This is a genomic window from Streptomyces sp. A1136, from assembly GCF_004795055.1.
In the GTDB taxonomy this organism is placed as follows: domain Bacteria; phylum Actinomycetota; class Actinomycetes; order Streptomycetales; family Streptomycetaceae; genus Streptomyces.
On the sequence record NZ_SSBJ01000014.1, the window covers coordinates 43,619 to 56,584 of the forward strand.

Consider the following 12,966-nt stretch of genomic DNA (forward strand, 5'->3'; position numbering starts at 1 on the left):
GTGCGCCCCCCCGGCCCCTCAGTCGCCGTCTATGACGGAGAGGGCCTGCTGCGGGTCCCAGTAGTTCTGCGCCTGGTAGATCTTCCCGTCCTTGAACCGGGTCTTGCCGGTGTAGGTGAGGGTGAAGGTCTTGCCCGTGGGCTCGCGATCGAAGATGTAGCCCTGGTGCGTGACGGTGGTCTTCCAGGCCAGGTGCGCGATGTCGCCCTCCCAGCGGACCACTTCGGCGCTGTAGTGGGGGGCCAGCTTCTCGCGCACCTCGATCAGGCCGGCCTTGATGCCTTCGAGGTCGGTCCCGTCGTTTTCGAGGGCGAGGGCGCTCTCGTCGGTGAAGTGACGGAATTCCGGGTGGATGAATTCCTCGACGAGGGTGTCGTCGTGCCCGTTGAGCAGCTCGTCGATATAGCGGCGCAGGACGTTTTCCAGCTCTTCCTGGACCTGGGTCATCTGATTCCCTTTCGCATGGGCTCCTACGACGGAAAAGCTATGTGTTGGCTCGAATGGAGGGCACCCCTAACCGGCCCCTACCGGCAGGGGCGGCACCCCGGCCCCGGGACCCCGCCACCCCACCCCGCGACGACACGGAGCCGCCCGCGCGAAGGGTGCGCGGGCGGCTCTGTGTGGGGGGAGGGCCAGGGGGTCGGGGGCCGGGCCGGGACCGGGGGCCAAGCGGCCACGGCGTCACGGGTCGGGGCGTCACGCGGTCACGGCGTCACGCGGTCAGGCGGTGCCCTTCCCGGCGGCTCGGGCGGGGACCCCGGCCACTACGGCCGTGTCACCGTCCGCCTCGGCCTCGCCGGCGGCCCGGAGCGTCGCGGGCAGCAGGACCGCCGCGGCCACGGCGCCGAGGACGACCACTCCGGCGCAGACTGCCGCCGAGGCCGAGAACGACTGCGCGAAGGCGGACTTGGCCGCTTCCACGGTCGCCCGACCGGCCGCCTGCGGCAGGCCGTGGGCGGCTTCCAGCGCCTGGTCGAGGGAGCGGGTGGCCGGCGCGGCCGGATCGTGCGGTGCGTACGTCGCCGCGTAGCGGGCGGCCAGCACGCTGCCCACCACCGCCACGCCGAACGCGGCACCCATCTCCTGCACGGTGTCGTTCATCGAGGACAGCAGGCCGGACTGCTCGGGCGGCCCGGCCGTCATCAGCACGTCGTTGACCAGCGGCTGGGACAGCCCCATGCCGGTGCCCACCAGTGCCATCGCGACCACCATCGCGCCGTATCCGTACTCCTCGGTGAACTCGGCGTACACGCCGTACCCGGCGGCGAGGACGAGCAGGGAGAGCACCACGGTGTTGCGTACACCGATCGCCTTGGCCACCACCGGTGACAGCGGCGAGCAGACCATCAGCGCGACGGCGACCGGCAGGATCGCGGCGCCGGACAGCAGCGGCGAGTACCCGAGCACCAGCTGGAACTGCTGGGTCAGCACGAAGAGGCTGCCGGTGAGGGCGAACATCAGCACCGCCATGGTGCCGCTGGAGCCGAGGAAGCGCCGGTTGCGGACCACGGTGAGATCGATCATGGGGTGGCGTGCGGTCGCCTGGCGGACGAAGAACAACACCATCACCACGGCTCCGCCGATCAGCCCGGTCAGCACCTCGGAGGACGACCAGCCGAACCGGGGCTGCTCGATCACGCCGTACACGAGCCCGGTGACGCCGACGACGGAGAGCACGGTGCTGACCGGATCGAGCGGGTGGGCCGCCGGATCGGTGGACTCGGGCACCAGCACCGCCGCGCCCAGTACCGCGGCGGCGACCACGACGACGTTGACCAGGTAGAGCGAGCCCCACCAGAAGTGCTCCAGCAGCACACCGCCGATCAGCGGGCCGGTGACCGCGCCGAGCGCCGTCACCGCGCCCCAGACGCCGATGGCCTTGGGTCGCTCCTCGTCGGAGAAGACGTGCACGAGGATGGAGAGGGTGCCCGGCATGAAGGCCGAGGCGCCCGCGCCCATGACGGCGCGGGCGGCGATCAGCTGCCAGGTCTCCGCGGAGAAGGCGGCGGCGACCGAGGCCGCGCCGAACAGCAGCAGGCCGATCAGCAGCAGCTTCTTCCGCCCGAAGCGGTCCGAAAGGCTTCCCGCCATGAGGAGGAGCCCTGCGAGCGCCACGGAATAGGCGTCGACCATCCATTGGAGTTCGCCCGTTCCGGCGCCGAATTCCCGGCCCAGGGTGGGCAGGGCGACATTGAGGACGGTCGAATCGATCGAGACGACGAAGACTGCCACGGCGAGCACAGCCAGAATGGCCCACCTGCGCGGGTGCCCTTTGTTTTCCACCACAACTCCTCGCGCGGCAGTGCAGTGCCGCTCAACGACGAAAGCAACGCTCCGACGGTAGGGACCGCCTCGAACGGCCCGCAAGGGACCGGACGCAGGTTAGGGGACCCCTAAGAGCCGGCCCCCGCGGGGCCGGGCCGGTAGGCGCGCAGCAGCGCGACCGCGGCCGTCGTGGCCAGCACGGGGACCACGGCCATCCCCGTGAGCACGCCGAACCGAGCCAGGGAACTCTGTTCGGCCGCCTGCCCGCTGTCCGAGGAGAGGTAGCCGAAGGCCTGGAGCACCACCGCATACAGGAAGGGGCCGAGAGCCAGCCCGATCGCCTCCGCGGTGGAGAACAGCCCGGCCAGGACGCCGCCTTGGCGGGTGCCGGTGCGGGCCGTCTCCCGCGCGATGCAGTCGGGCAGCAGCGCGTAGAGGAAGAGCAACTGACCGGCGTGCCCGGCTCCGGCGAGGGCCATGGTGGCGAGGACCGCGGCGGGCGGCAGCAGGGGCGCGGCGAGGAAGAGCAAGCAGCCCGCGCCGAACAGGGCGCAGGCCGCGGAGTACGCGCGGCGCGGGCCGATGCGGGCGCCGAGCCGTGACCACACGGGGGTGGAGATCAGGTTGGGCGCGACGAACACCGCTACCAGGGCGCCGGCCCAGCCGGGCCCGGGCAGCACCTGGGCCGCCGCGTACGGGGTTCCGGCCAGCAGCACGCCGGTGGCGACGGTCTGCGCGGCGGCCGCGCGCAGCAGCGCCATGAACGGGCGGTTGCCGCGGGCGACGGCGAGCTGGAGGCGTATGCCGGACGCGCTGTGTAGGACGGGTTCGGCCGGCACGGACCGGGCGGCGAGGAAGACTCCCAGCGCGCCGGCGGCGATGACTGTGCCGCCGAACAGTCCGGCCCATCGGTGGCCCGCCACTCCCCCGCCTCCGGCGTCGATCAGTGCGGGCGCCACCGCCCCGGCGGTCAGCGCCGCCAGCCCGAGCGCGACCACCCGCCCGCCGACGAGCCGGACCTGCTCCGGTCCCGGCGGGGCCAGTTCGGCGGGCAGGGCGGCGTAGGGGATCTGGAAGCAGGCGAAGGCGGTGGCGGTGAGCAGGAACCCGGCCTCCGTGACCCACGCCCCGGCAGCGCCGCGGGCGAGGCCCGCGAACATCAGGGCGAATGCCAGGGCCATGGCCAGTCCGCCGCCCAGCACCCACGGACCGCGCGCCCCCCAGCGGGAGCGGGTGCGGTCGCTGAGCCGGCCCACCACCGGGTTGACGAGCGCCACCCAGGCTTTGGGGACCAGGACGGCGACACCGGCCAGCGCCGCGCCGATGCCCAGGGTGTCGGTGAGGTAGGGCAGCAGCAGGAGCCCGGGCAGGGTGGTGAAGGTGCCGGACGCGAGGGCGCCCGACGCGTATCCGACGCGGACCCTCCGGGAAAGGGCGGCCGGTGGGGCGGCGCCCTCCGTGGCGGGCTCCGCGGTACGGGCCGCCGGTACGGAAGCAGTGGTCGTCATGGTGGGGTCGCCGCCTTTCGGGCCGTTCAGCCGACTGCGGGCCGGGCCCCGGCGGCCGGGGGATGGACACACCGGAACCGGCCCGCGCACCCACGCTCGCGCGCGAACCCTCTATTTCGCTAAATCGGGCGGAGTGGACGCAGTAACGGACGTGCAACTAGCTGCCACCGGCCGGAAGTGGCGTCCTGCCCGTGAGTTTTCGCAAGCTTGGCCGGCCGGTGGCGTACACAACGCTGGAGGACAAGGGGGACGGGATGACGAATGCGACAGCCGTGGAAGGGCCACGCGCGGCCGTGCCGGCCGAGGGCGGGGACCACGCCCGGCGGTTCGGCACGGCCCGCCACCTGATCCACTGCCCCGTCTCCTGGGACCACTGCCTGAGCGGACCGAGCCTGGGCGAGGAGCACTTCGTCATCACCGACCGGTTGCCGGATGTCGCCGCCGCCCTCTTCGACGATCCTGGGGCGCACTTCCACGACACCCTTGCGGTTACCGAATCCGTGCGGGACGTGGGCGAGTTCGTCGGCCACCGCTACTTCGGGGTGCCCGAGGAGCGGCCCGGTCTGTTCTTCCGGTTCGACCTGCGGCTCACCGAGCTGTCGGCCTGGCGCACCGGTCCGCAGGGCGGATCGCGGCTCAGCACCCGGCTCCGGGCCCTGCCCGCGCACGTGGTCAACGGGGTGCCGCGGGGGTTGGACTTCGAGCTGGAGGTCAGCATCGACGGCGCGCCGTGCGCCGCCGGTTCGGCCGGCTTGGTCTTCCTGATGCCCGGCGTGTACGGCAGCCACCTCGCGCGCGCGCGGCGCGCGGCCCGCGACGCGGCGGCCGGCGCGGAGGGAGCCGCCGGTCCGCAGGAAGCCCCGGACCGCCCCCTCGTGCCCGCGGACGCGGCGTCGGTGGGCCGCGAGAACCCGGCCGACGTCGTGGTGGGCCACCCGGAGCCGCTGTCCTGCGGCCGCTGGTCGACCCGGGTACTGACCGACGGCGTCGGGCCGGTGTTCGCGGCCGAGGACGGCCGACTGACAGGGGCGCACGTCCTGGAGTCGCTGCGCCAGACCGCGCTGCTCGCCGTCGGGCGCAGCCACGGGCTGACCGCCTCGCGCAGCGCGTTGGCCGCTTCGCGGGTGCACTTCCGCGGGCACGCCGAGGCCGGGCTGCCGACACGGTGCACCGCCGTGCCGGGCCGGCTGGAACGGGACGCGCAGGGTCGCCCCTCGGTGCCCGTGACACTGACGCTCACCCAGTGCCGCAAGCCCGTGGCCGAGGCCCGCGCCCTCGTGGTCCAGGATTTCTGATCGTGTTCGAGAGGTCGTCCCAGATGAGATTCCGGATCCTGGGTCCGCTGGAGGTGGCGGGAGACCCGGGCCCGGCTACCGCGGGTCTGCACACCCCCGGCCCGGCCAAGCTCCGGGTGGTGCTCGGCACCCTGCTCGTGCGGGCCAACGAAGTGGTGTCCGTGGACAGCCTCGTCGACGAGTTGTGGCGTGACGCCCCGCCGCGCACCGCGATGACCACGTTGCACGTGTACGTGTCCCAGATCCGCAAGGCACTGCGCTCGGCGAGCACCCGGCACGGCGAGGGCATCCTGCTGACTCGGCGGCCCGGTTATCTCCTGCGGGCCGCCCCCGACGAGCTTGACCTCGCCGTCTTCGAGGACCTGAGGGAGCGCGGACGCAAGGCGCTCGCCGGGCACGACGACGAGAGGGCCGCGGCGCTGCTGCGGCAGGCGCAGGACCTGTGGCGCGGACCGCTGCTCTCCGGAGTGCCGTACGGGCCGCTGCTGGAGAGCGCGGCGGCGCGGCTGACCGAGGCGCGGCTGGAGGCCCTGGAGCAGCGGGTCCACGCGGATCTCCGGCTCGGCCGGGACCGCGAACTCGTCGCGGAGCTGCGCGCCTTGGTGTCCACGTACCCGCTGCGCGAGGAGTTGCACGCCCACCTGATGACGGCGCTGTTCCGCAGCGGCCGGTTGGCCGAGGCCCTCCAGGCGTACGCGGCGGTGCGCCGCACCCTGATCGAGGAGCTGGGCGTCGAGCCCGGTGTCCGCCTGCGCCGACTGCACGAGGAGCTGCTGCGCGCGGACGGCGACCCGCTCCCCGCCTTCCCGGCCGCGCCGGTGGCCCTCTCGGCAGCCCCGGCGGCGGGCAATACCGACTGGCTTCCGCCGGACGACGGCCCGCCTGCCGGCCGCGACGCGGAGCGCGTCGAGTTGGTCGGCCGGTTGCGCGACGCCCGCCCCGGGTCCTGGGTCGCGATCACGGGGCTGCCCGGCTCGGGCAAGACCGCCCTCGCCGTCGCCGCGGCCCGTGAGGCGGCCACCGCCTTCCCCGACGGTGTCCTCTTCCTGGATCTCGCCCCGGACGGCGGTCCGGTCCTGGCCCCGGCCGAGGCCGCCGCGCGGCTGCTGCGCCGGGCACGGGCGGTGGCCTCCGAGGCGGGCCGTACCCCGGAGCCGGACGGCGATCCCCTGGAAGCGCTGCGCACCTTCACGGCCGGGCGGCGACTGCTCTTCGTGCTCGACAACGCCCGATCCGTGGCGCAGGTACGACCGCTGCTGCCGACCACCCCCGGCAGCGCCGCCGTCGTGACCGGCCGGCTGCTGCCTGCGGGAGCCCCCGGCATGCACTCGTTGCGGCTCGGTCTTCTCGGCCGGACGGCCGCCGCCGAGGTGCTCGCCGGCGCGGGGCCGGTCGCCGCCGAGGAGATCGCGGCGCTCTGCGGCCGACTACCGCTCGCGCTGCGCGCCGCGGCCGTACAGCTCAAGGCCCGCCCGCACTGGACCGGCGAGGTCCTCGCCGCACGGTTGCGCGACGAGACGTCCCGCCTGGACGCTCTGCGGATCGGCGAATTCGACGTACGGGCCCGGCTGACAGCCGCGTATGACGAGCTCCCCGCGGCCGGGCGCCGGGCGTTTCGGCTGCTCGGCCTGCTGCCCGCGGCCGGCTTCCCGCTCGTCGCCGCGGCTGCCGTGCTGGACCTGGCGACGGCCGAGGCCGCACCGCTCGTGGAGTCCCTGTGCGACCGGCAGTTGCTGCTGGCCCCCGGCCCGGACACCTACGTCCTGCCCGAGCTGCTGCGCGTCCTGGCCGCGGAGCTGCTCGCCGCGCGCGAGCCGGTCGAGGCGGTCCGGGCGGCCACTTCCAGGATGTGCGCCGCGTACGCGGCCGCCGCCGCGGAGCCGGGCGGAGGCCCGACGGACGCCGAAGGCTTGGGGCGGTACGCGGGGCTGGTCCGTGCGGCGCACGGCGCCGGGTTGTGGGCGCAGACCATACTCCTCGCGGACACCGTCACCGGGGCGCTCGAACGCGCCGCCGCCTGGGACGACTGGGAGGGCGTACACACCCTCGCGTTGGATGCCGCCCGGCGGGTCGACGACCGGCGCGCCGAGGCCCGGATGCTCCGTTCGCTCGGCGATCTCGCCTGGCAACAGCGGATGGCCGATCGGGCCGCCGAGCGCTATGCGCGGGCCGCCCGGGCGGCGACCGCGGCCGGCGCGGCCGCCGAGGCGGCCCGGGCCCTGGCCGGGCTCGCCGAACTACGCCTGGAAGGCGGGCTCGTCGCCGAGGCGGACGCCCTGCTCACGTCGGCACGGCACGCCCTCGCGACCGGACACGCACGCCCCGGCGCGGGGCGGTTCGAGGTGCGGCGCGTAGAGGCGCTGCTCGCCCTGGAGACCGGAGCGGGCGCGGACGCCGCCGGGGCCCTGGCCGACTGCGTGGCGCTCGCCCGGGCACTCGGCGACCGCCACCGCGAGGCTTACGCCCGCCGTGCCCTGGGCAACGACGCGGCCTCCGGTGCCGGATCCGGCCGGGCGGTCGAGGTACGGCCCGGGATCTGGCGCCTGCGGTGCGGGACACCGCGCTGACCATGGGGGAGACATGAAGTCCACGCAACACGCGCGGCGGCCGGTGACGGCCCCGCCCGACCCGACACCGGGCCCGACCTCGGGGCCGGTGTCCGTTCCCGCGTCCGGGCCGGCCTCGGGGCCTGCGGCCCGGGCGGCTTCCGGGCCGGTAGCCGTGCCTCGGCCGGGGGCGGCCTTCGGGGCGGCGTTCCGTGGCGGGTCCGTGCCGGCATTCGCCCCGACGGAGGCGATGGTCGGACGGGAGGCCGAACGGGAGGCCTTGGAGGCGCGCTTGGCCGACCCCCGTACGCGCCTGGTCACGGTGACGGGGGTCGCCGGCGTCGGGAAGAGCCGGTTGGCCTCCGTCGCCGCCGAGAACGCGGCCGGTGCCTTCGGCGACGTCCGGACCGATCCGCGGGAGCTGGACGGCGCCGGCGGCGCCGGGCGCACGCTGCTCGTGCTGGACGGCGCCGAGGCCCGCGCCGACGAAGTGGCCGCGCTGCTGGCCCGTATCCCCGGGCTCACGGTGCTCGCCACCGGCCTGCAGCCGGTCGGGGTGTACGGCGAGCAGCTGGTGCCTGTCGCGCCGCTGCCGTTGCCCCGCCCCGCGGACGCGGACGATCCCCAGGCACTCGCGCGGATCGCCTCGGTGGAGCTGTTCGTCCGGCGGGCTGCCGCGGCCTGCCCCGGCTTCGCGCTCACGGCCGACAACGCCCGGGACGTCGCGGCCCTGTGCACCCTCCTCGAAGGGCTGCCGCTGGCCTTGGAACTGGCCGCGGGCCGGATGCGGCTCTACCCTCCCGGTGTCCTGCTGGCCCGGCTCGGCACCCGACCGTGCACGCTGTCCGGCGGTCCGGCCTCCGCGCCCGCCCGGCACCGTTCCCTGGACGCGCTCGCCGAGTGGAGCTGCCGCTCCCTGGACACGCAGGCGCGCGCCCTGCTGGAACGGCTGGCCGGGTACGAGCCCGGTTTCGGCGCCGTGGCCCTCGACCGCTCCGACGGACCGGCCCTCGACGCCCTGCTCGACAGGGGTCTGCTGCGGCTGGTCGGAGACGACCACGCCGACGCCCGGTACGCCGTGCCGGAACCGGTCCGCTCGCACCTGCGCGGATGCCAGGAGGAGGCGGGCCGTGCCGAGGCCGCGGCGGACGACCACGCGGACCGGTACGCCCGACTGGCGGCATCGGCCGCGCCCCGGCTCACGGGCACGGACCAGGCCCGCTGGCTGGCGGTCTTCTCCGCCGAGGCCCCGAACTTGCGGGCCGCGCTCGACCGGTTGTGGTCCCGGGGCGACCGGGCGGCCGCCGCCGCGACGGCTCTTGCCTGCGGTGAGCCGTGGCTGGCACAGGGGATGCTGCGCCCGGGACTCGGCTGGTGCGATCGGCTGCTGGAGGCGGGCGGCCTACCCGAATCGCCGGCGGCCCGCCTTGCCGACCTCTCCGGGGTGCTGGCGGCGGCGATCGGCGATGCCGCCGACGCGGTACGCCGTCACCGCTCGGCCCTCGCCGTCTGCAAACCGCTCGGCGACCGCAGGCTCACTTCACAGGTCACCGCCCACCTGGGGGCGGCCCTCCTCTCGGCCGGTGATCCGCAGGGCGCACTGGCCGCCCTGGAGCCGGCCGTGTCCGCCCTGGACGCCGTCGGCGCCGTCGGTCCCGCGGCCCGGGCCGCCACCACGCTGGCAGCGGTCCTGCGCGCCCTCGGCCGCGACCACCGGGCGGCGCACGTGCTGGAGGGCGCGCTGGGCCTGCTGCGCCGGATCGGGGACGATCGGGGCCTGGCCGAAGCGCTGCGGCTGTCGGCCGCGCTCACCCGCGGGCACGACCCGGACAGGGCCGGCGCGCTGCTGCGGGAGAGCCTGCGGCTGTGCCGGGAGACCGGCGACCGGACCGTACTTCCGCTGGTGTTGGACGAGTTCGCGCTCCACGTGCTGCGGGTGACCCCCGCCCAGCAGCCGCGGGTCGTACGCTTGCTGGCCGCGGCGTCCGCACTTCGTGAGGGGACCGGCTCCCGGGCTCCGCAGGACCACGAGGCCGTGGTGACGCGGGCGCGGGAGGGCGTGCTGTCCCGCCTGGGCTGGAGCCCGTACACCACGGCGTGGGCGGAGGGGAGGGCGCTCGGTCCGGTCGAGGCGGTGCGGGAGGCGTTGTCCTCCCCCGTGGCGACCGACACGGACAGCGACGCGGCGAGGGTGTCCGGCGAGGCGCCGCGCACCTTGACCCCGCGCCAGGTGCAGGTCGCGATGCTGGTCTCCGAGGGCCTGACGAATCGACAGATCGCGGAGCGGCTGGGTTTGTCCGAGTGGACCGTGGTCAATCACGTGCGACAGATCATGCGGCGGCTCGGCTGCTCTTCCCGTATCCAGGTGGCCTGGGCGATGGGACAGTGGGCGTGAACCGGGACGAGGGGGCGGCCACCCGAGCGGTCGAGCCGTCGATCGGGCCGCCGGACGTGGCCGGGGCGCTGGCGGCGATCACACCGCCCCCCGACGTGGCCGCCGCCTTCCGCGCGCAGGGCTGGTGGCGCGCGGACACCTTCATCGACGACCTGCGCCGGACGGCGGCCCGGCACCCCCGCCGGACCGCTCTCGTCTCCCACCGCCCGCACCGCCCGGTCGGACGGCGGGACGTCGTGCTCGACTACGCCCGACTGGCCGCCTACGTCGAGAGGTTCGCCGCGGCACTGGCCGCCCTCGGCATCCGCGAGGGCGATCCCGTCGCCTATCAGCTCCCCGACCGCTGGGAGACGGCTGCGCTCACCCTCGCCTGCATGCGGCTGGGCGCGGTCGCGGTTCCCGTGCTGCCGACCGTACGCTCGCGCGGTTTGGCCCGCATCCTGACGGCCTCGCAGGCCCGTGTGTGCGTCGTGCCGGACGTCTGGGACGGTTACCCGCACGCCGAGGCGCTGGCCCGGATCGCGGCCGGACTGCCGTGGCTGCGCCACCAGGTGGTGGCCGCCGGAACGGAGCGGGCGGGCGCGGGGGCGGGCACCGGCCGGAGTGACGTCCCCGACGGCACGGTGGATTTCCACGACCACTTCCTGCGCACCGCCCACGAGCGCGGCCCGCACGGCCGACGCCCTCCGCCCTCCCCCGGAGCGGCGGACCGCATCTGCCTGATGGTGACCGTGATGGGCGTACGCGAGGACCGGTACACCACCACCCTGCACACGCCGAACACGCTGTACGCCAACATCAGCGGCCAGGACGACCGGACCGGGCCGGGGCGCCGGCCGGGCGAGGTGTTCTTCTCGGCGCTGCCGCTGACCTCCCTCGCCTCGATCCTGTACGCCGTCTGCTGGCCGCTCGCGGTCGGCGGAAGCGGGGTGTACCAGGAGCTGTGGTCCCCCGACGGTTGCCTGGACCTACTGGAGACGGCGGGTGTCCACCAGGCGTACGCCGCCCCGGCCCAATGGTCCGAGGTGCTGGCGGCCCAGCTACGGCGACCGCGCACGCCGGACTCCCTGCGCCTGGTGCTGTCCGGCGGTCGCACCGGCACGGCGGCCCCGCTGCCGGCCGCGTTGGCGGACGCGTTGGGCGGCGCTGCGGTCCGCATGGTCTGGGGCGCGCCCGAACTGGGCATGGGCACCCTCACCCGGGGTGACACCCCGGCCGAACGCGACGGCGCCAGCGACGGGATGCCGCTGGCCGGCCTGGAGGTGTCACCGTTGCTGCGCGGGCACGGCGCACATCCCGAGGAGTCCGTCCCGCTGCGGGTCAGGGGCCCCTCGGTCTGCCTGGCCACCTGGGCGCACGGCGCTCCCGCTCCCGTGGCGACCTGGGAGGACGCCGAGGGGTGGGTGGACACGGGAGACCGGGGCCAGCCCGACGGCCTCGGCGGCATCCAGGTGACGGCTCGGGCCACGACCCGTACCGGTGGCCTGTTCCTGGTGCCGGTGGACCGTATTGAACGGGAACTGCGCGCGCACCCGGGCGTCCGGGAGGCGGTGGTGCTCGGCCACACGGATCCCGACCTCGGCGAGCGCCCCTGCGCGGTGGTGGTACCGGAGGCCGAGGACGCCCCGCCGGGCCTGCTGGAACTGCGCGAGCACCTCACGGCCCGGGGGGTCGGCGAGGGCTTCCTGCCCATCCGGCTGGAGCTGGTGGGCTCCCTCCCGAGGGACGACCGCGGCGAACTCCTCAGGGACGGCCTGCGCGCATGGCTGGAACGCCTCCGACCGGGCATGCCCCGCCTCGACCCCCGCCACGAGGGGCCCACCGGGCAGTAGGCCACAGGGCCTCGCGAACCTCCGTCAAGCGCAGTCCGTCAACAGACGGGTGTGGGCGGTGAGGTCGGTACGCCAATGGTCGGCGAGGGGCGCGCGAGCCAGGACGCGGGCGGCCTCCGCGGCCAGTTCGCCGATGCGGCGTTCGGCTCCGGCGCGGCTTCGCGCGTCGAAGAGCACATCGCGCAACAAGGCCGCCTCGTCGCCGAACTCCGGGCCGCCCGCGAGGAAGCCCCGCAATCTCCAGGCGGCATGCAGCCGCGTGGCGAAATCCCGGTAGTAGGGGCTGAGTTCGGGTGTCCCGGCAAGGGCGGCGCCGAGCAGCAGCGGATGCCGTACGGCGTACCATCCGGCCGCGCAACCGCGCCGGCAACCTCCGGTCAGACACGGGCCCGGCCACGGATCGTCCTGGTAGGCCGCTCCGGCGGCGACGGCCGCGTGGATGCCGAGCACCCGCTCGACGCGCAGCCGGTCCCAGACCTGCCGGGCGGCTTCGGGCAGTCCGGCGGCGAGCCGGTCCGCGTAGGAGACGGCGAGGTCCCCCGCGAGCACCGCGGTGCCCTCGCCGAAGCGGCGGGACTCCCCGCGCCAGCCGCTGCGTTCGTGTTCGGCGGCATGGCTGACGTGCAGGGTGGGCAGGCCGCGCCGGAGCGCCGTGCCCTCCCTGGTGTCCGTGCGGATCGACAAGGCCGCGTCGAGGAATTCGAGGGCGGCGGCGGCATCGACGGCGTGTCCCGACTCCGGGTCGCCTCCGGCCGCCAGGTAACCGGTCAGGAAGAGGACCGGGCGGACCCGGTCCCCGGCCGTGCGGACCACGGCCGCGATATCACTGACCAGGGCCGCCGCATGGCGGTCCTCGACGGCCCAGTGGCCGTGCTCCTCGGCGAGCAGGCCCCCGATCCGAGCCTCGGCCCGCTCCAGTACGCGGTCGCGCAGCACCGCGGGCGTCGCGGTGGGCCGCGCGGGCCGGTCGTTCGTCATGTGTGCCCCCTCGGTGGGTCGCGCCTATGACCGAGCGTGCGGGACCTGGCCCCGGATCGCGGAGGGTACGGGGCCTCCCACCCGGACCGGGGAACCGCGCGGACCCGAATTGCGACTGACCTCTGCCATCCGATACGGCGCACCGGC

General features: G+C 75.2%; 8 protein-coding genes. 4 read left to right on the forward strand and 4 right to left on the reverse strand.

Translation table 11 applies throughout. The features are described from left to right. Positions 1 to 18: 18 nt before the first annotated feature. The 3 genes from E6R62_RS15580 to E6R62_RS15595 form a co-directional block, all read right to left on the reverse strand. Positions 19 to 447, reverse strand: coding sequence for an ester cyclase (locus tag E6R62_RS15580; RefSeq protein WP_136214026.1), 429 nt, complete (start codon positions 445 to 447; stop codon positions 19 to 21). Positions 448 to 720: 273 nt separating this feature from the next. Further along, the gene (locus E6R62_RS15590) at positions 721 to 2,283 is read right to left on the reverse strand and encodes an MFS transporter (protein ID WP_168714067.1); all 1,563 of its coding nucleotides are present in this window, start codon (positions 2,281 to 2,283) and stop codon (positions 721 to 723) included. 110 nt (positions 2,284 to 2,393) lie between these two features. Next, a complete protein-coding gene (locus E6R62_RS15595; protein ID WP_136214029.1) occupies positions 2,394 to 3,773 on the reverse strand; it encodes an MFS transporter in 1,380 nt (459 codons plus the stop codon). A gap of 254 nt (positions 3,774 to 4,027) precedes the next feature. Here E6R62_RS15595 and E6R62_RS15600 point away from each other — a divergent pair, with 254 nt between their 5' ends. The 4 genes from E6R62_RS15600 (at position 4,028) to E6R62_RS15615 (ending at position 11,841) form a co-directional block, all read left to right on the forward strand. Further along, positions 4,028 to 5,068: an AfsA-related hotdog domain-containing protein gene (locus tag E6R62_RS15600; RefSeq protein ID WP_136214030.1), complete on the forward strand. Its 1,041-nt coding sequence runs from the start codon at positions 4,028 to 4,030 to the stop codon at positions 5,066 to 5,068. A 23-nt stretch (positions 5,069 to 5,091) separates the two neighbouring features. Next, complete coding sequence (locus tag E6R62_RS15605) at positions 5,092 to 7,635, forward strand: AfsR/SARP family transcriptional regulator (RefSeq protein ID WP_136214031.1); 2,544 nt, start codon at positions 5,092 to 5,094, stop codon at positions 7,633 to 7,635. 202 nt (positions 7,636 to 7,837) lie between these two features. Next, positions 7,838 to 10,009 carry a LuxR C-terminal-related transcriptional regulator gene (locus E6R62_RS41750; protein WP_276615591.1) on the forward strand — a complete coding sequence of 724 codons (2,172 nt, stop codon included), beginning with the start codon at positions 7,838 to 7,840 and terminating at the stop codon, positions 10,007 to 10,009. After that, complete coding sequence (locus E6R62_RS15615) at positions 10,006 to 11,841, forward strand: AMP-binding protein (RefSeq protein ID WP_240801694.1); 1,836 nt, start codon at positions 10,006 to 10,008, stop codon at positions 11,839 to 11,841. The genes E6R62_RS41750 and E6R62_RS15615 overlap by 4 nt, the downstream gene beginning before the upstream one ends. 24 nt (positions 11,842 to 11,865) lie before the next feature. Here E6R62_RS15615 and E6R62_RS15620 read toward each other — a convergent pair whose 3' ends face one another. After that, positions 11,866 to 12,819 (reverse strand): polyprenyl synthetase family protein, encoded by a 954-nt coding sequence (locus E6R62_RS15620; protein WP_136214032.1) that lies wholly within the window; start codon positions 12,817 to 12,819, stop codon positions 11,866 to 11,868. Positions 12,820 to 12,966: the final 147 nt, after the last annotated feature.